The 23,897-nt window shown below is 73.1% G+C and carries 22 protein-coding genes and 1 tRNA gene; 8 read left to right on the forward strand and 15 right to left on the reverse strand.

Going from position 1 to position 23,897, the window contains the following annotated elements:
- Positions 1 to 25: 25 nt before the first annotated feature.
- The 5 genes from IF19_RS0124945 to IF19_RS0124965 form a co-directional block, all read right to left on the reverse strand.
- Positions 26 to 1,642 carry a sigma-70 family RNA polymerase sigma factor gene (locus tag IF19_RS0124945; protein ID WP_030117074.1) on the reverse strand — a complete coding sequence of 539 codons (1,617 nt, stop codon included), beginning with the start codon at positions 1,640 to 1,642 and terminating at the stop codon, positions 26 to 28.
- A 266-nt stretch (positions 1,643 to 1,908) separates the two neighbouring features.
- On the reverse strand, positions 1,909 to 2,103 hold the full coding sequence (locus IF19_RS0124950; protein WP_030117075.1) for an antitoxin: 195 nt from the start codon (positions 2,101 to 2,103) through the stop codon (positions 1,909 to 1,911).
- Positions 2,104 to 2,418: 315 nt separating this feature from the next.
- A complete protein-coding gene (locus IF19_RS0124955; protein WP_167398100.1) occupies positions 2,419 to 3,444 on the reverse strand; it encodes an MASE1 domain-containing protein in 1,026 nt (341 codons plus the stop codon).
- A gap of 63 nt (positions 3,445 to 3,507) precedes the next feature.
- On the reverse strand, positions 3,508 to 4,341 hold the full coding sequence (locus tag IF19_RS0124960; RefSeq protein ID WP_030117077.1) for a PP2C family protein-serine/threonine phosphatase: 834 nt from the start codon (positions 4,339 to 4,341) through the stop codon (positions 3,508 to 3,510).
- A 103-nt stretch (positions 4,342 to 4,444) separates the two neighbouring features.
- The gene (locus IF19_RS0124965; protein ID WP_030117078.1) at positions 4,445 to 5,065 is read right to left on the reverse strand and encodes a DinB family protein; all 621 of its coding nucleotides are present in this window, start codon (positions 5,063 to 5,065) and stop codon (positions 4,445 to 4,447) included.
- Positions 5,066 to 5,240: 175 nt separating this feature from the next.
- Between IF19_RS0124965 and IF19_RS0124970 the strand changes: the two genes are divergently transcribed.
- Entirely contained in the window at positions 5,241 to 5,510 is a 270-nt protein-coding gene (locus tag IF19_RS0124970; protein ID WP_030117079.1) for a hypothetical protein, read from the forward strand.
- A 21-nt stretch (positions 5,511 to 5,531) separates the two neighbouring features.
- Here IF19_RS0124970 and IF19_RS0124975 read toward each other — a convergent pair.
- Positions 5,532 to 5,604: transfer RNA gene (locus tag IF19_RS0124975), tRNA-Trp, on the reverse strand.
- 146 nt (positions 5,605 to 5,750) lie between these two features.
- Between IF19_RS0124975 and mptB the strand changes: the two genes are divergently transcribed.
- From mptB to IF19_RS0124990, 3 genes are all read left to right on the forward strand, one after another.
- A complete protein-coding gene (gene mptB, locus IF19_RS0124980; RefSeq protein ID WP_030117080.1) occupies positions 5,751 to 7,256 on the forward strand; it encodes a polyprenol phosphomannose-dependent alpha 1,6 mannosyltransferase MptB in 1,506 nt (501 codons plus the stop codon).
- A 309-nt stretch (positions 7,257 to 7,565) separates the two neighbouring features.
- Positions 7,566 to 9,242, forward strand: a complete 1,677-nt coding sequence (locus IF19_RS0124985; RefSeq protein ID WP_030117081.1) for an ABC-F family ATP-binding cassette domain-containing protein — start codon at positions 7,566 to 7,568, stop codon at positions 9,240 to 9,242.
- Positions 9,243 to 9,316: 74 nt separating this feature from the next.
- Positions 9,317 to 9,880, forward strand: a complete 564-nt coding sequence (locus IF19_RS0124990; RefSeq protein WP_032747961.1) for a P-loop nucleotide/nucleoside kinase family protein — start codon at positions 9,317 to 9,319, stop codon at positions 9,878 to 9,880.
- An 18-nt stretch (positions 9,881 to 9,898) separates the two neighbouring features.
- Here the strand turns inward: IF19_RS0124990 and IF19_RS0124995 are convergent, their stop codons facing one another.
- From IF19_RS0124995 to IF19_RS0125015, 5 genes are all read right to left on the reverse strand, one after another.
- On the reverse strand, positions 9,899 to 10,123 hold the full coding sequence (locus IF19_RS0124995) for a hypothetical protein (protein ID WP_030117083.1): 225 nt from the start codon (positions 10,121 to 10,123) through the stop codon (positions 9,899 to 9,901).
- A gap of 117 nt (positions 10,124 to 10,240) precedes the next feature.
- Positions 10,241 to 10,861 (reverse strand): hypothetical protein, encoded by a 621-nt coding sequence (locus IF19_RS0125000; protein WP_030117084.1) that lies wholly within the window; start codon positions 10,859 to 10,861, stop codon positions 10,241 to 10,243.
- Between the two features lie 67 nt (positions 10,862 to 10,928).
- On the reverse strand, positions 10,929 to 11,549 hold the full coding sequence (locus tag IF19_RS0125005) for an L-threonylcarbamoyladenylate synthase (RefSeq protein ID WP_030117085.1): 621 nt from the start codon (positions 11,547 to 11,549) through the stop codon (positions 10,929 to 10,931).
- Between the two features lie 133 nt (positions 11,550 to 11,682).
- The gene (locus tag IF19_RS0125010; protein WP_030117086.1) at positions 11,683 to 12,699 is read right to left on the reverse strand and encodes a hemolysin family protein; all 1,017 of its coding nucleotides are present in this window, start codon (positions 12,697 to 12,699) and stop codon (positions 11,683 to 11,685) included.
- Positions 12,696 to 14,033, reverse strand: a complete 1,338-nt coding sequence (locus IF19_RS0125015) for a hemolysin family protein (RefSeq protein WP_030117087.1) — start codon at positions 14,031 to 14,033, stop codon at positions 12,696 to 12,698. Before IF19_RS0125015 ends, IF19_RS0125010 begins: the two co-directional genes overlap by 4 nt.
- A 450-nt stretch (positions 14,034 to 14,483) precedes the next feature.
- On the opposite strand from IF19_RS0125015, the gene IF19_RS0125020 reads away from it, so the two are divergent.
- On the forward strand, positions 14,484 to 15,485 hold the full coding sequence (locus IF19_RS0125020; protein WP_030117088.1) for a sporulation protein: 1,002 nt from the start codon (positions 14,484 to 14,486) through the stop codon (positions 15,483 to 15,485).
- 105 nt (positions 15,486 to 15,590) lie between these two features.
- Here IF19_RS0125020 and IF19_RS0125025 read toward each other — a convergent pair whose 3' ends face one another.
- Complete coding sequence (locus tag IF19_RS0125025; protein WP_030117089.1) at positions 15,591 to 16,718, reverse strand: tetratricopeptide repeat protein; 1,128 nt, start codon at positions 16,716 to 16,718, stop codon at positions 15,591 to 15,593.
- Entirely contained in the window at positions 16,715 to 18,076 is a 1,362-nt protein-coding gene (locus IF19_RS0125030; RefSeq protein ID WP_030117090.1) for an ATP-binding protein, read from the reverse strand. The genes IF19_RS0125025 and IF19_RS0125030 overlap by 4 nt, the downstream gene beginning before the upstream one ends.
- 214 nt (positions 18,077 to 18,290) lie before the next feature.
- Here IF19_RS0125030 and IF19_RS0125035 point away from each other — a divergent pair, with 214 nt between their 5' ends.
- Positions 18,291 to 18,722 (forward strand): hypothetical protein, encoded by a 432-nt coding sequence (locus tag IF19_RS0125035; RefSeq protein ID WP_030117091.1) that lies wholly within the window; start codon positions 18,291 to 18,293, stop codon positions 18,720 to 18,722.
- A gap of 91 nt (positions 18,723 to 18,813) precedes the next feature.
- A complete protein-coding gene (locus IF19_RS0125040) occupies positions 18,814 to 19,314 on the forward strand; it encodes a GNAT family N-acetyltransferase (protein WP_030117092.1) in 501 nt (166 codons plus the stop codon).
- A gap of 7 nt (positions 19,315 to 19,321) precedes the next feature.
- Here the strand turns inward: IF19_RS0125040 and IF19_RS0125045 are convergent, their stop codons facing one another.
- Together IF19_RS0125045 and IF19_RS0125050 are read right to left on the reverse strand one after the other, a co-directional pair.
- Positions 19,322 to 19,834, reverse strand: a complete 513-nt coding sequence (locus IF19_RS0125045) for a DinB family protein (protein WP_030117093.1) — start codon at positions 19,832 to 19,834, stop codon at positions 19,322 to 19,324.
- Between the two features lie 100 nt (positions 19,835 to 19,934).
- The gene (locus tag IF19_RS0125050; RefSeq protein ID WP_030117094.1) at positions 19,935 to 22,352 is read right to left on the reverse strand and encodes a polysaccharide lyase 8 family protein; all 2,418 of its coding nucleotides are present in this window, start codon (positions 22,350 to 22,352) and stop codon (positions 19,935 to 19,937) included.
- Positions 22,353 to 22,753: 401 nt separating this feature from the next.
- Here IF19_RS0125050 and IF19_RS0125055 point away from each other — a divergent pair, with 401 nt between their 5' ends.
- Positions 22,754 to 23,887: a substrate-binding domain-containing protein gene (locus IF19_RS0125055; RefSeq protein WP_030117095.1), complete on the forward strand. Its 1,134-nt coding sequence runs from the start codon at positions 22,754 to 22,756 to the stop codon at positions 23,885 to 23,887.
- Positions 23,888 to 23,897 lie beyond the last annotated feature (10 nt).

Raw genomic sequence — 23,897 nt, forward strand, 5'->3', positions numbered from 1 at the left:
GCACACCTCCCTGCCCCGCACGGAGTCAGCGGGAGCCGAACACCTGCGTCCACACCGGTCCGTCCCCCGACTCCTGCTTGCCCATGCCGATTTCCTTGAACGAGCAGTTGAGGATGTTGGCACGGTGCCCCGGGCTGTCCATCCACGCCTGCATCACCTCGGCGGGGGTGCGCTGGCCCTTGGCGATGTTCTCGCCGTAGGTGGTCCACTGATAGCCGGCGGCCGTGATCCTGTCGTCCGGCTCCCTGCCGTCCTGTGACGTGTGGTCGAAGTAGTCGTTGGCCGCCATGTCGGCGGAGTGGCGCTGCGCCGCCGTGTTGAGCAGACCGTTGACCGACACCGGACCGCAACCCTCCTTCGCGCGCTCGGCGTTGACCAAGGCGGTGACCTGCTCGGCCATCCCCGAGGGGGCGGGCGGGGCAGGCTTGGGTTTGGGCGGCTTCGGGGCCGGGGCCGCGGAGGTGGGCGCGGGCGGTGCCGGAGTGCTCTTCTTCGGCTTCGCCGCGGCGGTGCGAGAAGGGCTCGGCGACGCCGAAGCGCTGGGCGACGCCGGCGCCGACGCGGAGGCCGAGGGAGTCGGGGCCGACGAAGGGGAAGCGGGTAGCGGTAGCCCGGAACGTGAGGCCGGAGCGTCCGCCGTCACCGTCGTCGCGTCCTGCTCGTCGCCGTCGGTGTAGAGGTGCACCGCCGTGCCGCCCGAGCCCAGCGCGGCGACCGCCACCACCGCGGCGATGGTCGAATTGCGCCGACGGCGCCGGGACTGGACCCGCCTGCGCTCGGCCCGCCCCGCCGCGGTCGCCTTACCGGACGCGCCCGGCGCGGGCACCTGGAGCCGCGCCGCGGCGGCCAGAAGTTCGGGGGTCGCCCCCGCGCCCGCGATCGCGGCCACCGGAATCAGCGCGAGCCCCACGAGCAGCCCCTCGGCGGGCACCAGGCCTGAGCTGAGTCCCGAGCAGACCGTGCAGTCGCGGGCGTGGCGGGCCAACCGCTTGCGCCACAGCGCCGAGGGGACACCGTCCCACCCCGCGGCGACGTCCTCCAGCAGGACGCAGGGAGGTTCGGCGGTCAGCGCGCTCACCACGACCCGCGCCGCCTCCAACTGCGCCTTCATGCGCTGCACCCGTACGGCGGTGTGCTGCGGGGTGAGTTCGAGCGCGGCACAGACCTCGGACCGGGACAGGTGCCCGGCGGTCTCCAGCCACCACAGCGACAGCAGGGCGCGGTCGTCCTCCTCCAGCCACCGTGTCGCCTCCGCCACCTGCCTCCGCTGACCGGTCAGGCCGAGCTCCAGGATCGTCGCCTCGACGAAGTCGGCCCGGGGGTCGGGCAGTTCGTAGGCGGCCTCCAGCCGGTCCGCGGGTATCGCCCCCGACTGCTGCTGCCGCCAGTGCGTGCGTATCTCGTTCATGGCGATCGCCACCAGCCACGAACGGAAGCTCTGCGGGGAACGCAGTTCGGGCAGGCCCCTGAGCATGCGCAGGACCGTCTCCTGCACCACGTCGTCCACGTCCGCGTGGCCGTCCAGGGCACGCCCGACGACGTTGTAGAGCAGCGGCAGGTACGCCGAGACGAGCCGGTCCTCGGCCCGCCGGTCGCCGCTCCGTGCCGCGGTGATCAAGGCCGTCGGGTGATCCTTGCCCATGCTGTGCTCACTCTTCCGGGGTCGGGTTCTGTCACTTCCCACACTCGGGAGACGGCGTGCGAGCGGGACGATAACAAGAATCTCCGGTAGGACCCCGGAAACTTTCCATCAGCCTTTCCGGGCTGTCCGGGCTCCGGCGACACCGCGCCGGCGGCCCGCGCGAACGGGCCGAGTGCGGTGCGACGGGGAGGCACGGGTCCCGGGCCACAGTCGGCGACTGTGGCCCGGGACCCGTGCGTGCGGCCGGCGGTGGCCGGAGGGGCCGATCAGCCGCGCGACGGCCCGTCCTGGTCGCGCTCCGTACCGAACTGCTGCTTCAGCTTGTCCTGGGCGGTGTCCACATGCTTCGCGTGCTTGCCCTGCGTACGGTCGTCGACCATGTCCCCGGCCTTGTCGATTCCCTTGCCGGCCTGGTCCTCGTGGCCCTTGAGCATCTTCTTGATCTTGTCCAGTGCGGACATACGTCCTCCTCGTCGACGCTGCTCCCCCTCCCAAGGGTCACCGCCCGGGGCGCTCTCCGCATCCGCGCCGGCGAGCGGACCCTCCTGCGGAGCGCGGGCCGCGGCGGGGGACAGGTGTGAACCCGCGACGGCTGGGCAGATACCGGGTTACCAGGAGGAGGTGGTGGCATTGGGCCGCATCCGAGTCGTCGTCCGTCGTCCCCCGCCCCCTACGGGGCCGCCGCCGCTCGACCTGCGGACCCCTTCCGGCCGCCCCCTTCCGTACTGACCCGCGACGCCACCGGCCCTCCACGAAGCCGGTGGCGTCCCTGCGTGCTACCCGTGATCGGGGAGCGGTCCGCCGTCGAGCGGACCGTGGCGTCCCGGGCGGTCCTCGTACCGCTCCGAGGGCGGACCCGACAGCGGTGCGAGCTGCTCCACCAGAGCCTCCAGCTCCTCGACGGCGTACTCCGTCTCCCTGCGGATGTTCCTGTGCTCCGCCACGATGGCGCCGAGCAGCAGCGCGGTGAGGGCGACGCATCCGTTGAGCACCGAGAGGTTGACCATGACCTCCATCAGGCTGTGCCCCGCGAACGGACCCAGAGCATCCGTTCCGGCGATGATGGCGAGCACCGAGACGACCAGGGCGCACGGAGCGCTGCCGGGCAGCTGGAAGCGCAGAGCCGCCCAGATGACGACCGGGAACACCAGATAGATCATCGACAGCGAGCTGCGCGTGGCGATCAAGGATGCCGCCACCACGGTGATTCCGAGGACGGACGCCTCCAGCCACCGGTCGCCCGGCCGGGGCCACCGGATCCCGCGCAGCACCAGCAGCACGGGGGTGACCACCAGGACGCCCATCGCGTCCCCCGCCCACCACGACGACCAGACCAGCCAGAACCGGCCGGGCGGCACCTTCCCGTCGATCAGCAGCGTGAGACTCCCGACGGTGGAGCTGAGCAGCATCCCCGCGAACGCCCCGAGGAACACCAGGCAGACGCCGTCCCGCAGCCGGGCCAGCTCGATGCGGAAGCCCACCTTGCGCAGCAGCGCGTACGACGCGAGCGGGGCGATGGTGTTGCCGAACATGATGGCCAGCCGGCTCACGGTGAACGCGTCGCCGATCTCGGTGACCGTGAGCAGGGTTCCCAGGGGGATGCCGGGCCAGACGCGGACGCCCAGGCACAGGAGTGCGGCAACCGCGATCCCGGTCGGCGGCCACAGCGGTGTCACCACGGCGCCGTCCAGGACGATCTGGCGCATCAGCCCGATTCGCCCGGCGAGGAAGTAGGCGCCGGTCACACCCAGGACCTGCGCCACGTACACGGCCCGACGTCTGGCTTCCTCGCTGCGGATCACCCACTCATCAGACACCGGCCGCGGGAGGAGAGGGGCGGTGACACGCGCGGCGCGATCGCGCCGTCACCGCCTCCCGCCGCGGGCCGCCCCGTGCCGCAGGACCAGTACGGCGGCGTCGTCCTCGTGGCCCGTGTCCTCCGCCGCGCCCAGCACCATGCCTGCCAGCCGGCTCGCGCTCGCCCCCACGTGCCCGGCGATCAGCCGTCGTACCCGTTCCAGACCGTCCTCGATCAGCAGTGACGGGCCCTCGACCACGCCGTCCGTGAGCAGCACGATCGCCCCGTCGGAGTCGAGGGTGCGCCGGGTGACCGGATAGCCCTCGCCGCGTTCGATGCCCAGCGGCAGGCCACCGGGGTCCTCGGTGACGCCGGACCTGCCTTCCGCGGTGGCCCACACGCACGCCACATGGCCGGCCCGCGCGCTGTGCAGGTCCCGGGTCGCCGGGTCCAGCCGCAGGAAGGTGCAGGTCGCGAAGAGGCCCGAGTCCACGGAGAGCAGCAGATCGTTGGTCCGGCCCAGGATCTCGCCGGGGTCGGAGACGGTGCCCGCGATGGCCCGCATCGCGATGCGCACCTGTCCCATGAAGGCGGCCGCCTCGACGTCGTGGCCCTGGACGTCGCCGATGGCGAAACCGAGGGAGCCGTCCGCGAGCGGGAAGCCGTCATACCAGTCGCCGCCGATGTCCAGCCCGTGGCGGGCGGGGGCGTAGCCCGCCGCCGACCGCAGCCCCGGAAGGGAGGGCAGCGCGGCCGGGAGCATGTCGCGCTGAAGCGCCTGCGCCAGCTCCACCCTCGCCTGATGGAACTCCACCTCGCGCCGGGCGCGGGCGGTGAGGTCCTGCAGGGTGGAGAGCAGATCGTCCGCACTGGCCGAGCGGGAGGTCCGACGCCGGTTCATGTGCCGCTCCGCGGTGCGATATGTCCATGAATCATATAACCGGTTCCCCGGTCCGGCGACTGCGGCGGCGAGGACCGGTGCTACGGCGGATCAGCCACCCCGGTCAGGACGCCCGGGCGCGATACAGATCCCTGAGCAGGGCGATCTCGGCCCCGTGGTGCAGTACCTCCTGGTTGACCCACCAGACGATGTCGACGAACACGTCCTCGGCGTCGCTGCCGTTCGGGTACGTGCTGTATCCGATGGTGTCCAGGGCGGCCTCGTCGGCGGAGAGCAGCGCTTCCCTCCACGCGGCGGACGCGGACTCGAAGGCGGCCACCGCGCCGGCAGCGTCACCCGGGGTGCGGTAGCCCTCACGCGTGAGCGACCTGGAGCCCCGGGTGTGGTCGGCCCGGAGCGTGAGCATTTCGGAGAGGTGGCTCAGCCGCCACGCGAGTGTGGTGAACGGCGGGGGGAAGGGGTGCGGCGAGTCGGCCGAGTCCCGACCCCACGCACCGGCCCCCGCCAGCGCGGTCGCTCGCTCCCCGGGGCCGTCGTCGCGCCGTCGGACGGACCAGCAGCCGGGCGCGGGCTCCCAGAGGTACTCGTCGTCGCCGAGCGGGACGACCCCGATGTCGACGCCGTTGCCGCTGTCCATGAGCGGACCGGCGAGGCGGGACAGGAGCCGCTCGCAGGCGAAGTCGTACTGCTCCAGGAGCGGGATCAGGCGCAAAGGAAGTGTCACCGGTGGAGCGTGCCACAGCTCGTGCCCGCACGCGCCTCCCTTTTCGGCGGAGGCCGGGAAGGTTCGGCGACCGGAGCGCGGGGGGAGTCCGGGCCAAGCGCGGGGGAGAGGGGGCGGGAGGCCGGATGGACCCTCGCGCCGAGCCTTTGTCAGTGGCCGGTGGGATGCTGCCCGCATGGACGAGCTGATGAGGCAGCGACGGGTGTACGGCACCGACCACGACGACCCCTGCCCCGGGCCGAGACCGGGGCACGACTACCGCGAGCTGGTCGGCGGCCCGCTCGACGGGCTGCTGCTCGACGTCACGGGGTGGGACGACGCCGACCTGCGCGACGGCGCCGGGCTGGTCACCGAGATCGGCGCCTACGGCCCCGGCGGACGTGCCGAGTACGGGCCGCGCTCGCCGGACAGCCACCAGTGGGACTGGCGCGGCGACGTGCGCTGACACGGCGCCGGGCGGTGTCGGCAGGGGCGGCAGGAATCGAACCTGCGACATACGGTTTTGGAGACCGCCGCTCTGGCCGCTGAGCTACGCCCCTTGGTTGCGTCACGGAGCCTGCCACCTCGTGGCCCGGGTGCCAACGGATTATCCGACCCCGCGCGACCGACCGGCGCGCGGGCGCGGTCGCACGGGCCGGGGGAGCGGATGCGGACCGGGCCCCGCCGTCCGATAGGTTGGCCGGTCATGTGGGCTTTGAGCGCGGTCGGATACCGACGGCTGGGTGCGGCGGGATCGCTGGCGGTCGTCATCGGCGGCTGGTTCGCGGGGAAGCTGCCGGTGCACGACCCCTGGGGTCTGTGGGTCGATCACGGATCCGCCGCGAAAGCGGTCGGAGCGGTCATCGCTTACATCGGCCTGACCGTGCTCGTCGTGGCCTGGTGGCAGTACGGCAGGACCGCCGCCACCGTCCGGGACACCCTGGTCACCCTCGCCTGGTGGACCGCCCCGTTCCTCATCGCCCCGCCGCTCTACAGCGCCGACGTGTACAGCTACATCGCCCAGGGCTCGATGGTCGTCGAGGGCCACGACGTCTACACCGTGGGCCCCTCCGCCCTGGACCCCGGCGGGATCGGCGGTGACGCCGCCGCGAGCGTGGGCCATCACTGGCGCGACACCCCGGCCCCCTACGGCCCCCTCTTCCTGCTGCTCTCCGCAGCCGTCGCCAAGGCCACCGGCGGAACGATCGTCCCCGCCGTCCTCGGCCTGCGGCTCGTCGCCCTCGCCTCCCTCGTCCTGATCGTCTGGTCCCTGCGCCGCCTCGCGGCCGAACACGGACACAGCGAGAGCCGCGCCCTGTGGCTGGGCGCCCTCAACCCGCTGCTCCTGATGCACGTGATCGGCGGTATCCACAACGACGGGCTGATGATCGGCCTGATGCTCGCCGGATCCGTCCTCGCCCTGCGCGGCAGGTGGATCGTCGGAAGCGCCCTGATCGGCCTCGCCATGATGGTGAAGTCCCCGGCGGCCGTGGCGCTCCTGTTCATCGGGGTCCTCGTGCACGCCGCCGCCACCGGCCCCGCCTGGCGCCGCTGGGCCAAGGGCCTCCTCGCACCCGGCCTGGTCGCCTGCGCCGTCGCCGGAGGGGCGACCCTCGTCAGCGGCACCGGTTTCGGCTGGCTGCACACGCAGGGCGTCGCCGCGAACATCCACACCGCGCTCTCCGTCACCAGCGACATCGGCCTCGGCCTCGGCCAGCTGGCCCACCTGCTCCTGGACGTCGACGCCGACTCCGTCAAGTCCGCCGTCCAGACGCTGGGCCTCGCGGTCGCGATCGGGCTGATCCTCGTGCTGGCGCGCCGCGCGATGCGGGGCGCCGTCGCACCGGCGCACGCCCTGGGCCTCTCGCTGCTGCTCCTGGTCGCCCTCTCGCCCATGGTCCAGCCGTGGTACCTGCTGTGGGGCATGGCCGTGGTCGCGGCGACCGGACGGTACGGCCGCCTCTCCGCCGTGCTGATCGTGCTCTCGGCCGCGCTGGTCTACGAGACCCACCCCATGGGTGCGACCCCGCCGTACGGATTCGTCCTGGCCGGCCTCGCCGTGCTGCTCGGCACGTTCGCGATCCGCCGGGACCCGGTCGTGCCGCCCGGGACGCTCCCTCCCGGCCCACGCGGACCCGTCGACCCCGCGGCCGACCAGGGCGTCTCCTCCGCCTCGCCCGAGCGGACACCGACCGCGCGGAGCACCCCGTAGACAACTCCCTCGACGCCCGGGAGGAGCATCGGCTACGCTCGGCACGTCCTGTTGTCTCCGATAGAGGTGGACGTTGCGCATCTGAGGTCCGCGATCATCGCGCGGTACGGCCCTGGCCCGTACACGGTCACGACGTTGTCGGCATGCCCGCCGTCCGTGATCGCCGCGTGGATGCGACCTCGGTGCCGAGCCGTCCCCACCATCGCAGGACTGCTTCTCCCACCGCCCTCCGGCCCACTCCGGCCGGGTCGCCGCGTGCTGTTCGCATACGAAGCCCCTGTTCCTCCGCTTCCGACTGCGAGAACCACCATGAGCCATCCCACCGCGCCCGGCGCCTCCCTCACCGTCTCCGACGTCTCGTTCCAGTGGCCCGACGGCACCGGCCTCTTCGACGGGCTCTCCCTCACCCTCCCCCGGGGACGCACCGGCCTCGCCGGGTCCAACGGCGCCGGAAAGTCCACGCTGCTCCGCCTCTTCGCCGGACTCCTGCGCCCCTCGGCGGGGTCGGTCACCGTCGGCGGGACCCTCGCCCACCTGCCGCAGAACATCACCCTGGACACCTCCCTGCGTGTGGACGCGGCCCTCGGCATCGCCGAACGGCGTGCCGCCCTGCGCGCCATCGAGGCCGGGGACGTACGCGAGGAGCACTTCGAGACGGTCGGCGACGACTGGGACGTCGAGGAGCGCGCCCTGGCCACCCTGGGCTCCCTCGGCCTCGGCGGCATCGACCTGGACCGCACCGTCGGCCGGCTCAGCGGCGGCGAGACCGTCCTGCTGCGCCTCGCCGCGCTGCTCCTGGAACGCCCCGACGTGCTCCTCCTCGACGAACCGACCAACAACCTCGACCTGTTCGCGCGCCGCCGCCTCTACGACGCCGTCGACTCCTGGCGCTCCGGCATCCTGGTCGTCGTCAGCCACGACCGGGACCTGCTGGAACGCGTCGACCGCATCGCCGAACTGCGGGCCGGATCGGTGAGCTGGTACGGCGGCGGCTGGTCCGCCTACCAGGAAGCCCTCGCCACCCAGCAGGAGGCCGCCGGACGGATGCTGCGCGCCGCCGACGCCGACGTACGCCGCCAGCAGCGCGAGCTGGAGGAGGCCCGGACCAAGGTGGCCCGCCGCCGGAGCCACGACAAGAAGCTGGACGGCCGGCGCAAGGCGCCCCGGATCGTCGCCGGTGAGCGCAAGCGCTCCGCCCAGGAGTCCGGAGACCGGCTGCGCGGGCTGCACGAGGACCGCCTCGACGAGGCACGCGAGCGCCGGGAGGAGGCCGCCGAGGCCGTCCGCCGGGACGCCGAGATCAAGGTGAGCCTGCCCCACACCGCCGTCCCCGCCGGCCGCACCGTGCTGACCGTACGGGACCTGAGCCTCCCCTACGGTCGGCTGACCGGGGGCAGCCTCCACGTGCAGGGCCCCGAGCGCATCGCCCTCGTCGGCTGCAACGGGGCCGGCAAGACCACCCTGCTGCGCACCATCGCCGGAGAGCTGGCGCCCACCACCGGGGAGGCCGAGGCGGCGGTACCGCTGAAGTTCCTCCCGCAGCGGCTGGACGTCCTCGACGACACCCTCAGCGTCGCCGACAACGTCGCCCGCACCGCCCCGGGCACCACCGACAACCAGATCCGCTCACAGCTCGCCCGCTTCCTCTTCAGGGGAGCCCGCGCCGAGCAGCCGGCCGGCACCCTGTCGGGCGGCGAACGCTTCCGGGCCGCCCTCGCGGCGACCGTGCTCGCCGCCCCCGCGCCGCAACTGCTCCTGCTGGACGAACCGACCAACAATCTCGACGTGGCCAGTGTGCGGCAGCTGACCAGCGCCCTGGAGTCCTTCGAGGGCGCGCTCCTGGTCGCCGGCCACGACCTGCCGTTCCTGGAGTCCGTGGGCGTCACCCGCTGGATCGTGCTGGACGACACCCTGCGTGAGACCGACGCCGACGGGGTTCGCGAACTGTTCGCGAACCCCGACTCCGCCCCGGCGGGCACCGCGTGACCCCGGCCGCGCGACCGGACGGGGCGATGACGGAGACGACGATGACGGACAGGACGACGAAGGAGGACATCACGATGGGCGCCGATCCGGGTCCCTGCGTCGTACTGATCACCGGAGTGATGGCCGCGGGGAAGTCCACCGTCGCCCAGCTCCTGGCGGAGACCCTGCCGCGAGCGGTCCACGTACGCGGCGACGTCTTCCGCCGCATGATCGTCTCCGGCCGTGCGGAGATGGCCCCCGACGAGTCGGCGGAGGCGCGCGGCCAGCTCGACCTGCGCCAGCGGCTCTCGGCCCAGGTGGCCGACGCGTACGCGGACGACGGCTGGACGGCCGTCGTTCAGGACATCGTGCTCGGCGACGACCTGACGCGCTACGTCGAGCGGGTCCGCACCCGCCCCTTCCACGTCGTCGTGCTCGCGCCCTCTCCCGACGCGGTGCGCGCGCGGGAGGCCGGGCGCGGCAAGACGGGGTACGGAGAGTGGACGGTCGAGGCGTTCGACGCGTATCTGCGGGACGGGACGCCGCGCATCGGTCTCTGGCTGGACACATCCGGGCAGACCCCCGAGGAGACGATTTCGGCCATCCTCGACGGCCTGAGCGGGGGAGCCGGAGAACCCGGCGAGCCGCGGCAGGGATGACCGGGGCGGGGCGACGGGTCAGGCCGCTTCGTAATGGTGGGCCCGCCCGCCCCGCCATTCCACCCAGACCGGGTTGTCGAGCAGCCGGTCCGCTTCTTCGAGGCCGGCCTCGCTCAGGAACACGATCACGTCGTGGTCGCTGTGGGCCAGCCCGAGTATCTCGTCCCGGCCCTCGTAGTGCACGGTCACCCGGCGGCCGCCCGACGGGGTCGGCCGGTGGATGACGATCGGGGGAGTTGCCATGGCTCCACCCTGCGCCGCGCCCCGCACCCGCGCATCCCCGACCGGCTCCGTCCGTGAACGGAACCGGCAGGGGGCGCGACGGCCTCCGGCCCCTTCGCCGAAGGGGCTCGGCGGTGTTCAGCGTCCCGGGCCGGCGAGTTCCACCGTTGTGGTGACGCGCACCAGGGACGGGGTGCGCGGTGCGGAGCCGAAACCGAAGGCGACCGGCGGATCGAGGGGCCCGAGACGCCCCAGGCCCACCCCGTCCAGCACGGCCTCGGCGGCCACGACCGGCCGCAGCCCGCGCGCCCCGTACCACTCGCGCCGGTCCGGGCCCGCGCGGCCCAGCGTCCGTACCCCCGGCATCAGCAGCCTGGCCGGCACATCGCAGAGCGCGGCCCACAGCGGGCTGCGGACCAGTGGGGCCGGCACGGCGGACAGCAGCAGACCGAGAACGGTCGGACGGCCGGCCCGCAGCCGCAGCCGCAGGGCCCCCGCCTCGACGGCCCAGGTGTCCCCGGCGACGGCGACGGCCACCGGGACCACCTCGACGCGGTCGAACCGGTAGGTGGCGGCGACGAAGTCCGCGATCCGCCGGTCCGGGGCCAGCAGGACCCGCTCGCCGTCGGGGTGCTCGACCATCACGTCGCTGAACGCCCCGAACGGGGACCGCGGCCAGTGCCCGACCACCAGCCGGACCCCCGAGGACGTGCCCACACCGGCGATCCAGCCGTCGAACCGCAGTCGCTCACCCGTCATGCCCGCCAGTCTGCCCGCCGCCGGCGCCGAGGGAGACCCCGGCGTCCGGCGCGGCGCGCCGCACGGGCTACTCGAAGCGGGACGTGTCCCCGGCGCCGCGGCGGACGATCTCGGGCTCGTCGCCGGAGAAGTCGATGACCGTGGTCGGCTCGGTGCCGCAGTCGCCCGAGTCGATGACGGCGTCCACCTCGTGGTCCAGCCGCTCCTTGATCTCCCAGCCCTGCGTCATCGGCTCCTCCTCGTCCGGCAGGAGCAGCGTGCTGGACAGCAGCGGCTCGCCCAGCTCCGCGACCAGCGCCTGTGTCACCACATGGTCGGGGATGCGCACGCCGACCGTCTTCTTCTTCGGATGCAGCAGTTGGCGGGGCACCTCCTTCGTCGCCGGGAGGATGAAGGTGTAGCTGCCGGGCGTCGCCGCCTTGACCGCGCGGAACACGTCGTTGTCCACGCGGACGAACTGCGCGAGCTGCGCGAAGTCGTGGCACACCAGTGTGAAGTGGTGGCGGTCGTCGAGATTCCGGATCGACTTGATCCGGCCGATGGCGTCACGGTTGCCCAACTGGCAGCCCAGCGCGTAGCACGAGTCCGTCGGGTACGCGACGAGCGCGCCGGACCGGATGCTGTCGACCACCGTGCCGATGGTGCGGGGCTGGGGATTCGCGGGGTGCACGTCGAAGTACTTGGCCATTCACCGAGCTTACGTGCTCGGGAGCGGGCGGCGGAGCCCTCCGCGGAGACGGGGCGGAGAACCGCGGGAGGCGGCCGTCGTGCGACGGCCGCCTCCCGTTCCGCTTGCCCCACCGGCGGACACCGGCGGCCGGTCAGACCGCCGCGGCTCCCACCAGCTCGTCCAGCACGTCCTCCATCGTCACGAAGCCGATGACCGTGCCCTTGTCCCCGGCGACCGCCGCCAGATGCGTGCCGGCGGCACGCATCGCCGTGAGGGCGTCGTCGAGCGGGGTGTCGATCTCGACCCGGATGACGGGGTGCAGCGCGCTCTTCGGCAGTGCCTCGGTCCGCTCCGCGACACCGAGGGCGTCCTTGACGTGGAAGTACCCCAGCAGCCCGTCATCGGGACCGGTGACCGGCAGCCGGGAGAAACCGGAGGAGACCGCGGCCCGCTCCAGCCCCCGCGGGGTGATGCCCAGGTCGACGGTGACGGTCCGGTTCAGCGGGACCATCACCTCGCCGACCGGACGGGTCCCGAGCTCCAGCGCGTCCCGCAGCCGCTCCCCGTCCGCCGGGGCGAGCAGTCCGGCGTCGCTGGAGTCCTTCACCAGCCGGACGAGCTCGTGGTCGGTGAACACCGAGGCGACCTCGTCCTTCGGCTCCACCTTGAGCAGCCGCAGCAGGGTGTTGGCGAAGGCGTTGATGCCGAAGATGACCGGGCGCAGCGCCCGGGTCAGGGCCACCAGGGAGGGGCCCAGCGCCAGCGCGGTGGCGACCGGGGCGGCCAGCGCGATGTTCTTCGGGATCATCTCGCCGATGAGCATGTGCAGATACGTCGCCAGGGTCAGCGCGATCACGAAGGCGATCGGGTGGACCAGGGCGTCGGGCACGCCCACCGCGTCGAACGGCGGCTCCAGCAGATGCGCGATGGCCGGTTCGGCGACGGCGCCCAGCACCAGCGACGAGATGGTGATGCCGAGCTGGGCGGTGGCCATGGCGGCCGACAGGTGTTCGAGACCCCAGAGGGTGCTCCTGGCCCGGCGGCTGCCCTGGACGGCCTGCGGTTCGATCTGGCTGCGGCGCACCGAGATGAGGGCGAACTCCGCGCCCACGAAGAACGCGTTGGTGAGGAGGGTGAGCAGGCCGATGGCGAGCTGGACGGTGGTCATCGGGCGTCCTCCTCCACGAGGGCGAGCGCCGGGGCGGGCGCGGTGATCCGGACCCGGTCGGCCCGGTGGTGTTCGATGTCGAGCACGTCGAACCGCCAGTCGTCGACCTCCACCCGGTCCGCGCGGACCGGGATACGGGCCAGCTGGTTGGCGAGCAGGCCGGCGAGGGTCTCGTAGGGGCCGTCCGGAGCGCGGAACCCGATCCGGTCGAGCTGGTCCAGCCGGATGCTGCCCTCGGCCTCCCAGACATCCCGGCCGTCGCCGAGCGGCTCGGCCGGCGCGAGGTCGGGGCGCTCGTGCGGATCGTGCTCGTCGCGGACCTCGCCGACGACCTCCTCGACGATGTCCTCGACGGTGGCGACCCCCGCCGTACCGCCGTACTCGTCGATCACCACGGCCATCGTCCGGCGCTTGCGCAACTGGGCGAGCAGCCGGTCCACCGGCAGCGAGTCGGGGACGAGCAGCGGCTCGGTCGCCAGCGCCGTGACCGGGGTCCGCGCCCGCTCGGACTCGTCCAGGGCCAGCACGTCGCGGATGTGGACCGTGCCGATGACCTCGTCCAGGCTGTCGCGGTAGACGGGGAAGCGGGAGAGGCCGGTGGCCAGTGTGAGGTTGGCGGCGTCGGCCGCGGTGGCGTGCGCCTCCAGGGCCCGGACGTCGACGCGCGGCGTCATCACGTTCTCCGCGGACAGCTCCGCCAGGTGCAGCGTACGGACGAACAGCTCGGCCGAGTCCGGCTCGATGGCGCCCTCCCGGGCGGAGTGCTGCGCGAGCGCGATCAGCTCCTGCGGCGTACGGGCGGAGGCCAGCTCCTCGGCGGGCTCCAGGCCCAGCCGCCGCACCGCGCGGTTCGCGGTGTTGTTGAGGTGGCGGATGAGCGGGGCGAAAGCCGCCGTGAACGCCCGCTGCGGCGTCGAGACGACCTTCGCGACGGCCAGCGGGCTGGAGATCGCCCAGTTCTTCGGCACCAGCTCACCGATGACCATGAGGACCACGGTGGAGGCGGCGACGCCGACGACGGTGGCGACCGTGGACACGGCGCCGCCCGGAAGCCCCACGGCCTCCAGCGGACCGCGCAGCAGCACCGCGAGGGACGGCTCGGCCAGCATGCCGATGACCAGAGAGGTCACCGTGATGCCGAGCTGCGCGCCGGAGAGCTGGAAGGTCAGCCGCTTGGCGGCCTTCAACGCGCTCTCGGCACCGCGCTCTCCGGCCTGCGCGGCCCGTTCGAGCTCGCCGCGCTCGATGGTCGTCAGCGAGAACTCCGCCGCGACGAACACCGCACAGGCCAGTGTCAGCGCGAGGGCGAGGAGGAGCAGGGCCACTTCGCTCACCGTGTCACCTCCGTCCCGCGGTGCGCAGGGTCGGGGATGACACGGTTCCTACTGGGAGGCTCACCCATTGCGGTGCCGTAGCTCCTTCTCTGTTCGGGTCGTCGGGATCGACGACGGGACGGGCGCGGACCCGTCGGATAGATAGTAAAGGGAACGCAAAGCAAACGGGAGTGCCGAACGTCACACGGAGTGCCGACCGGAGCCGGCCCGGGAAGCCGTCCCGGCGTCGTGCGCGGCCCGGGCCGCGCGACGCGGGGGAAGCGCGGGCTTCGGAAGCCGGACCGTGACGCGGGTGGCCGGAACTGTGCGTAACGGTCTCGCGCTTGGGAAATCCTTTGCCTTCCGGGAGATCTCGCCCGGCGAGGCGGCCCGGGGCGCGTCCGGCGGATCAGGGCCGGACGGACCCCGGGCCCCTCGATCGCCCATTCACAGAAGGAGCGGACGCCGCACATGGTGTTCAAGAAGTTGCTCGGAGCCCTCGGGGTCGGCGGACCCTCGGTCGACACCGTCCTGCAGCCCGGACCGGCCCTGCCCGGCGGCACCCTCTCCGGCGAGGTCCGGCTGCGCGGCGGCGGAACGGACGCGACGGTGGACCGGATCACCCTCCTCCTCGTCGCCAGGGTCGAGCGCGAGGGCCAGGACGAGGAGGACGAGGCGACGGCCGTCCTCGACCGCTTCACGGTCGGCGGCGGATTCCGGCTGGCGGAGGAGGCCGAACACACCGTGCCGTTCACCGTCACCCTGCCCTGGGAGACGCCGATCACCGAACTGCACGGCCAGCACCTCGGGCCCGTGCTCGGCATCCGCACGGAGCTGGAGATCGCGGGCGCCCGGGACAAGGGAGACCTCGACGCGTTGGCGGTGGGGCCGCTGCCCGCCCAGGAAGCGATCCTGGAAGCGTTCGGGCAGCTCGGCTACGCCTTCAAGTCCGCCGACCTGGAGCTCGGCCACATCCGGGGGACCGGCCAGCGGCTGCCCTGCTACCAGGAGATCGAGATCCTTCCGCCGGCCGGTCAGGCGGGCGCGGTCAACGAGATCGAGGTGACCTTCCTCGCCGCGCCGGGCGGGCTGGAGGTCGTGATCGAGGCGGACAAGCGCGGCGGTCTCCTCTCCGAGGGCCACGACACCGTCCACCGCTTCACCGCCTCCCACCACGCGGCCCCGCAGGCCGACTGGAACGCCCTGGTGGACGGCTGGCTGAAGGAGGTCGTCGCGGGCCACGCGGCGTATGCCGCGCCCGCCCCGTACGGGAGCCACCACGGTGAACACCCCGGGCACCACCCCGGTGACGGGCACCGCTCGGGCCCCGGCACGGGAGCGGTGGTGGCCGGGGTCGCGGCGGGCGTGGCCGTCGGGGTCGTCGGCGGCATGGTCGCCGCCGAGGTGGTCGACGAGATCGGCGACGCCTTCGAGGGCGAGGAGGAGGAAGAGGACGGCGGGGACGAGGGCTGACCCCTCCGCCCGGACGCGGCGCGGCGGGCGGTCTGCCGCCCCCGCGCCGTCCGCGGCGGCCTCCCGCCGCGCCGCCGCCGTATCGGGCGCGCGACGGGGGAGGCCCTACTCGGTTCTGCGCCGGTCGTAGGAGATGGTGAGCCAGGGCACCACCAGACCCGACCAGAAGAGGACCTGCGGCCAGGTGCGGTCGGTCCACGGCACCTGGCCGATCAGCAGCGCGCACAGCGTCGTGAAGGACGCCTGGCCCACGACCACGCGCGCCCACCGGTCGCGGCGGATCAGCGACCGCACGTTGAGCCGCGCCCCCGTCCGGAGCCTGCGGTAGACGCGCCAGGCCCCGAATCCCCAGATCAACGCCATGATGCAGAGCAGCCAGATCCGTTGCCCCAACGGCAGCGGCAGCTCGCGTTGCACCGGATCGTCGGCCGTGGCGAAGAGGTCGACCGTCACCCCGGCGGCGAGGACGCAGGCGACGGCGAGCCAACGGGTGCCCCGCAGCAGGCGGAACGTGGCCTTGTCGAGGCCGCCGCGCAGCGCCGCGTTGTCCGGCGCCACGGAAAGCGCGTCGGCGTAGAGGTCCGTCGCCCGGCGCGCGAGGCTCTCCTCAGCCCTCGCGGCCTTCGCGGTCTGGCGGGACAGGGCCCCGGGGTGGGTCGGGTCGAGCCGGAGGATGGCCCGTTCGAACTCGTCGGAGTCCTCCTCCGCGCCTGACATCTGCGCGATGAACAGGGCCACCTCGTACGCGTACACCTCCTCCGGACCGAGCCGGATCGCCTCCCGCGCCAGGTCGGCGCCTTCCGCGGGCACGGCGGCCTTGATTTCGGGGGTGAGCTCGTTCGTCCCTGCCTCGTGCGCGCACCGGAGGAGGTCACGCCGGAAGACGATGTCGGCGAGCATCGCGTAGCCGCCCCAGAACTGCGGCGCGACGCGGACCGCCTCGCGCAGGGTCTCCTCGGCCGCGGCGATTCCCCCGCCCGTCTGCCGTACGGCTTCGGACCGTACGAGAAGCGCGTCGACGTACTCCGGATCGCACCGCAGTGCCTGGTCGGACGCTTCGAGCGCCTCCTTGTACCGGTACCGCTTCAGATGGGCGCGGGCCAGCGCGCCCCAGGCGCGGGTGTGGTCGGGGTCTTCGGTGAGGAGCGCGGTCAGGCGGGTCACCGCCTCGTCGTAGCGGCCCAGTTCGTAGAGGGCCCAGGCCCGTTCCAGCTCGTTCGGAGCCGTCGTCACAGCTTGCGCCTCTTCTTGAGATAGGTGACGAGGTCGTCGTACACGCCGCCCTCGTTCGCGAACATCGCCACGTTCCGCGCGGCGGCGAACCACGGCTCGCTGGAGGGCACCACGGCTTTCGCCGCGGTCAGCAGGTCGGAGGTGCCGATCATGCGGATGGTTCCGGTCCGGGCGGAGTCGAGCAGCGCGTTCTCCGCCGCCGACTCGCACAGATGGGCCAGGTCGGCGCCGGAGAGCCCCTCGGTCGCCTTGACGACGCGACCCAGGTCCACGCCCTCCACCGGGCGTTCCCGCAGGTGGTAGCGGAGGATCGCGTCCCGCGCGGCGGCGTCCGGCGGCAGGACGAGCAGAGTGCGGTCCAGCCGTCCCGGGCGGCGCAGGGCGATGTCCACGTCCCAGGGGACGTTGGTGGCCGCCAGGACGAACACGCCTTCGTTGGCGGCGGAGTCGATGCCGTCGAGCTCGGTGAGGAGCTGGTTGACGGTGTTGCGCATACCGCTGTTCTGCGTCCGGCTCCGCTTTCCGCCGAGCGCGTCCAGCTCGTCGAGGAACACGACACAGGGCGCCTTGCGCCGGGCGGTCGCGAAGACCTCGTGCATGTTGCGCTCGGAGTTGCCGATCCACATGTCGAGGACGTCGTTGACGGACACGGACAGGAAGCTCGCGCCGAGCTCCCCCGCCACGGCCCGGGCGATGAACGTCTTGCCGCAGCCCGGCGGACCGTACAGCAGCAGCCCGCCGCGCAGGCTCTTGCCGTACAGCCTGCGCAGTTCGGGGTTGCGCATCGGTGCGAGGAACGCGGCCTCGAGCCGGTCCTTGACCTCCCGCATCCCGCCGACGTCCGCGAGGCGCACCGTCCCGGGGCCCGTCACGTCGAAGGCGTCGGCCTCCGCCGGGTCGCCGCTCCCGTCGACGGTCAACGCGGACTCCATGAAACGCGGTTCGACGATGCCCTCGACCTCGTCCTCGGCGGCGCTCCAGTCGAAGCCGGGGCCGGGCCGCGGGGAAACGGGCCGCGCCGGATCCACCCCGACCGGTTCGCCGGGCCGGACGGAGGACGGGGGAGCGGCCTCGGCCGGCGCGGGTCCGGTCGGCGTGGGTTCGGGAGCCGGGGCCGGTGCCCGCGACGGGCCGGCGGCTCCTCCCATGGCCCGCAGCATCAGGTCACGTGCCGCACCGTCTCCCGGCGCCTGCTGCAGAGCCACCGCCGCCTCGGAGACGGCGGCCTCGTGCGCACCGGAGGCCAGCAGCAGTTCGGCCAGGTGCAGCCGGAGGGGGACGTCGTCCGGAGCCGCCGTGACCGCGCCGCGCAGACTTCGGATGAGGGGTGATTCCTGTACGGAAGAATCTTCGGGCATCGTCCCTTTGTACGTGGGTCGTGTGACGGGAGTTCAGGCGGGGTGCACGCGGCGGACCGCCGCGACGGTGACGGCGCCGGCACGGGACCCCTCGCCGTGCGCGCGGGCCCCGCCTCGGCTGCCGGTCGGCCGCGGTGGGCGTTTCCCGCGCGTGTGCGGGGACGTGGGGGAGGAAGCTGGGGGAGGACCGCCGCCCACCCGAACGAGGAGCCCGATGAACCCCCGACCCCGGACCGATGCCCGGCACCAGCGCCCCGACGGCGTCACCGACGCGACCGTGGAGGCGCTCGGAGCGTTGTCGAAGGCCCTGGAGACCACGGAGCGGGCCCGCGGCGCCCTGTACGACTTCCACCAGCTCACCGGGAGCGCCGACCTCGCCCTCGACGACGCCGTCCGGCTGCTCCGCGAGGCCGGACACGGGGAACACGCCGAACGGGTCGAACGGGAGATCCTCGGCCGCAACGTCATCCCCGGCCACTGGACGTTCCAGATCGTCGAGGAGTACAACGCCACCTACTACGACGCGTTCCGGGAGGTCGAGGGAGGGATCAGGCAGGAGCTCGCCGACGGCCGCGATCACCTCCACGAGGCAGAGATGAAGGCGGCACGACGGACCGAGGGGCACCCGGACCACACCGCGGACTGACGAACGGGCCCGGACCCCACCGGCCGGGAGGGCTCCCGGCGTACGGAAAGCCGTTTGCCGGGCGACCACCGCCCCGGTAGCGTCACGCGCCGTGACCCCGACCCTGCGCACCGAGCGACTTCTGCTGGAGCCGTACGCCCCCGAGGACGAAGAGGACTTCGTCGCCCTGTTCCAGGACACCGACGTGTCCCGTTGGATGGGCGACGAACCGTCCACCGAGGCCGAGGACCGGGCCCTGTTCGGGCGGGTCTTCACCAAGGTCTACGCCCAGGACCTGTTCGCCGTCTGGGCCGTGCGCCGCGACGGGGAGCTGGTCGGCCACGCGGAGATCAAGCGGACCGAAGCCGTCGACGGCCACGAGATCATCTACGCCCTCGCGCCGGCGGCGTGGGGCATCGGCCTGGGGACCGAGCTGGCGCGGGCGCTCCTCGACCACGGGTTCGGCACGCTCGGCCTCTCCGAGGTCCACGCCACCGTCGCCGCCGAGAACACGGCGTCGCTGACCCTGTTGGAGCGCATCGGCTTCGAGCACACGCGGGACATCGACGAGGACGACGGCAGCACCACCCGCGTGCTGACCCGCCGCCGTTGAACCGGGCTCAGGCGCCCACGGTGCCGTCCACGCCCTCCCGCAGCAGGTCCGCGTGGCCGTTGTGGCGGCCGTACTCCAGCAGGACGTGCACCATGACCATCCGCAGCGAGACCTCCTTCTCCCAGCGCGGCTGACGTCCCACCAGGTCCAGGGAAGGCGCATCCCGCTCGATCCGGCGCGAGTGCTCCACCTCGGCCCGCCAGGCGGCGAACGCCTCGGCCCCCGTCGAGGCGCCCGCGTCGTACGCGGCCTGGAAGTCGAAGGGCTTCTCCGACCAGACCATCGGGACCGCCTCGTCCTCGAACACCCGGCGGAACCAGGCACGTTCCACCTCCGCCAGATGCCGTACGAGCGCCAGCAGCGACAACGCGGACGGCGGCATCGACCGCTCGCGCAGCTCCTCGTCGCCCAGCCCCGCGCACTTCATCGCCAGGGTGTCCCGCTGGTAGTCGAGATAGGCGCGCAGGGTCTCGCGCTCGTCTCCCAGCAGCGGGGGTGCGATCCGGTCGTCGGCCGTCATGATGTTCTCCACTCCGTATGCAGGCCGACAGTATGCGGGTCCGGTGGCGCGGCCCGCACCGGGCGGGCCGCACCACCGGACTCCCAGGGGCCGGAGCGGTTCAGGCCAGCCGCACCTTGACCGTCTGGGTCGCCCCGCGCGTCGCGGACAGATCACCGAAGACCAGACGCAGGGAAGTCCCGGTGGCGGCCGACGTCACCGTCGCGGGCTTCGACACCACCGACGCCACGGTCCGGTTCCAGGTCAGGGTCAGGCTCGTGCGCTTCCGCATCGGATCGCTCACGCAGACGGTGGCCGTTCCGTCCCCGTGTTCGGTCACCATCACCGAACACGGCGCGTCCGCCACCAGCGGCCCCACGGTCCCGCCGAACCAGAAGTTGACCGCGGTCAGGCCGAGCGAGGGCACCGCCACCCCCTGCTGGTCGTCGGAGTTGGCGAGGACCCGCAGCCAGCCGGAGTCCGCCGCACGCGCCGCCGTACGCTGTTCGGTCGCGCCCGGCAGGAGCTGGTAGGCGTAACCGGCGTCCGACGGGTCCCTGCCGTGGTCGAACCAGAGGGTGAGGTACTTCCGGGAGAGCTGGTCCGCGGAGCCCCCGGTGTTGATGTCGCGCCAGCGGCCCGTCCGGTTCTCCCGCAGCGCCTTGACGGTGGCCCCGCCCGGGAACACGTAGCCGCCGTGGCCGCCCAGATGGGCCCAGGAAGCGCCGGTGAGCGTCGCCGACCAGGGGAGCGTGAGGGGCTTGGCCGAACCGTCCACGGTGAAGGGGGCGTTGCCGGTGGGCCCGAGGTTGCGGTTGTCGACGGTGGTCTCCACGGTCGCGCCGTCGCGGCACTGGATGCCCGCCCCCAGGCACACCACGGTGTCGTCCAGGAAGAACCACGACTTCTTCGCCATCAGCGTGCTCGACAGGCCCCGGAGGTACTGGCCCACGGCGGCGCGCTTCCCGTCGGTCGCCCCGCCCACCCAGTTCACATCGGGGAGGGAGGCGCCCCAGTCGCCGCCGGCGCCGTTGGCCAGCACCTTGCGCGAGGCCGTGGTCCCGGGCAGCCGGTACGGGTCGACGGTCGGCCAGAACGCGTCGCTGTACTGGCCGTTGGCGAAGGTGTCGCCCCACCAGTAGAGCATTCCCGAGCCGGTGTGCCAGCCGCGCAGGTTCTCGCCGTTGCCGGTCTCGTAGTACGTGATGCGCCGGTCGGCCATGCTCAGCGACGCCGCCCACCCCGGACGGCGGTGCGTGGCCCGGGCCATGTCGGGGAAGAGCCGGTGGCCGTCGGGCTCGGGGAGCGGGGTGAGGGCGGTGTCGTCCAGGACGTTCTTGATCCGGGCGAGCGCGGTGAGCCCCAGGGAGGGGTTGCTCAGCGGCGGGCTGTAGTAGTCGCGCTGGGCCCAGCCCTTGACCAGCGACCGCCACCGGGTGTTCTCGGCGGCCGAAGCGCCCTGGCCCAGCAGCACGATGGAGGCGAGGATCGGGTGGCCGCGGCGGTGGTCGTCGGCCTCGCCGCGGCTGATGGCGCGCCCCGCGACGGCGTCCATGACGAGGCCGTTGAAGAGGAAGGGGGCCCAGGCGTTCTCCACCGCGTCGAAGACCACCTGCCGCTTCGGGTCGGTGACCTCCCAGTCGCTCCCCTTCAGCAGCGCGAACAGCATGCCGAGCCCGCCGAGCATCACCGAGCCGTAACTGCCGGTGTAGGGCACGGTGGTGTGCTGGATGAACGAGCCGTCGGCGTAGAGCCCGTCGCCCTTGCTGACCAGCGGGAAGACGGGGGAGAGGGCGTCCCGGGCCAGCGCGATCTTCGCCGCGCTCGCGCCGACCGCCCCGCGCAGGGCCAGCACCCGGCACAGGTCCACCCGGTTCGCCCCGGTGCTGGTCCCGGTGTACGAGGCGACGGCGGAGTCCGGTACGAAGTGGTCGACGGCGGCGCAGTAGCGTGCCAGCCGCTCCGGGGCGATCGCGTCGTACAGCAGCACGCACACGTCCAGCAGGGCCTGCGGTGCGCCGATCTGCCAGCTGTACCAGTTGCCGTACCGCGTCTGCCGGTCGTTGTAGACCTGGGTGTTGAGGTGTTCCAGGCCGGTGAGGACGGCGTCGCGCAGTGCGGTGCTCCCGGTCAGTCCGGTGCCCTGCTGGCGGTACGCCTGCGCCATGGTGTTGAGCCGGGTGAAGCTGTCGGCCATGCGGCCGGAGAAGGCGAACGACTCGGCGTCCGTGTCCGGGTCGGGGTCCGCGAAGACGGCGTCGGGCCACAGGGAGCCGTCGGCCGGGGCCATGGTCTCCAGCAGACCACGGGCCTTCGCGCCGAGATCGGTGAGCCGGCTCCTGAAGGGCTCGGCGGTCGGGCTGAACCCTTCGCCGAGGATCAGCCGGCTCCAGGTGGCGCGGAGCGCGGCGTACGGATCGGCCGCGGGGGAGGGGGAGAGCGGTGCGGCGGACGCGGGCGGCGTCAGCGCCGCGCCGACCGCGGCGGTGAGCACCGCGGACATGGCGAGGAAGGTACGGCGGGACCAGGCAGTAGTCATGGGGAGGGCTCCGGGTCGGGGTGACGTGTCTCCGGGGGAATCCGGCGCGCGGGGCGCTGACCTGATCCCGAGATCCGACTGTTCTGAGCGGGCGGGCACTTTCTAGCAGCCGTCTGCCGACTCGCTCAATGACTTTGGCCGAATTGATCGTGTCGATCGTTTCTCGGGGGGTGTAAGGGCGTGCACCTCCCCAACCGGCGTGCGCGGGCTCACACGGGGGCAAATCGCCGGTCAGATCGTTTCGAGCGGATGTGATCGATATGGTTGGGGTGTGCTGGACGGGTCCCGGGCGACAGCCGTCCGGCCGGGACTCCGCACGGCCGCGCGGCCGGGACGGCGTCCGGTCGGCGCCGGAGGACCGTCGGGCCGCAGCCCAGCCGAATCCGAGCCCAGGGGGATCCATGCGACTGCACGTCGACCAGCGTCACGAGAAGGTGCTCGAACTCGTCCGCGAGCGCGGCAGCCTGCGCGTCGCCGAACTCGCCGAGGAACTCGGCATGTCCGCCGTCACTCTGCGCCGGGACGTCGAGGCGCTGGCCGCCCAGGGGCTCGTGGAGCGGCTCCACGGCGCGGTGGTGTGGCCCTCCGGGCAGTCGCGGCCCGCACCCGCCGCCGAGCGGCCCGCCGCCGGCCTGGTGGTGGGCATGGTGGTGCCGACCACCGACTACTACTACGCCGATGTCGTGCGGGGCGCCCGGGAGGCGGTCGAGGGCGCGGGCGCCCGGCTGACGATCGGGCTCTCCCGCTACCTCCCCGACGAGGACGCCGCCCAGGCCCGCCGGCTGCTGTCCACCGGCGCCGACGGGCTGCTGCTCACACCGAGCTGGGAGCACGGCTGCCCGGGGCCCGGGGAGGGCCTGTGGGCGGCGGAGCAGGCGACCCCGGTCGTGCTGGTGGAGCGCTCGGCGCCCCTCGGGCATCCGGCGGCGCGGCTGGACCGGGTGCGCTCGGACCACGCCCACGGCGCCGCCGAAGCCGTGGCCCACCTGGCCGGGCTCGGCCACCGGGCGATCGCGCTCGCCGTGCAGGACAGCCCGACCGCGCCCCGGCTGCGGGTCGGCTACCGGGCCGCCGTCGAGGCGCTGGGGCTCACCCCGGTGACGGCGTCGCCGCTGGACGACGTCCCGTCGCGATCGGAGGCCGATCGTTTCGAGCGGACGCTGGAGTACCTCTGCGAGGGAGTGGCCCGTGGTGACGTGACCGCCGCGATCGTGCACAGCGACGCGGACGCGATCGTCCTCATCCCCCGTCTCCAGGCCCGGGGCGTACGGGTGCCCGAGGACCTCGCGGTGATCGCGTACGACGACGAGGTCGCCGGCCTCGCCGACCTGCCGCTCACCGCCGTGGCGCCGGACAAGCGCGCCGTGGGGGCCGCCGCGGCGCGGCTGCTGCTGTCCCGCCTCGGGGTGGCGGCTCCGGGCGGCGTGGACGCCGGTCCTGACGCTCCGGGGGAGGGGCCCGCCGCCCGCCGCCACCTGGACATCCTGCCCACGCTGCGGGTCCGGGTCTCCTGCGGAGCCTCCGCCGCCTCCTGACCTGCCGCGC

Source organism: Streptomyces californicus, assembly GCF_000717645.1.
Classification (GTDB): Bacteria; Actinomycetota; Actinomycetes; order Streptomycetales; family Streptomycetaceae; genus Streptomyces; species Streptomyces californicus.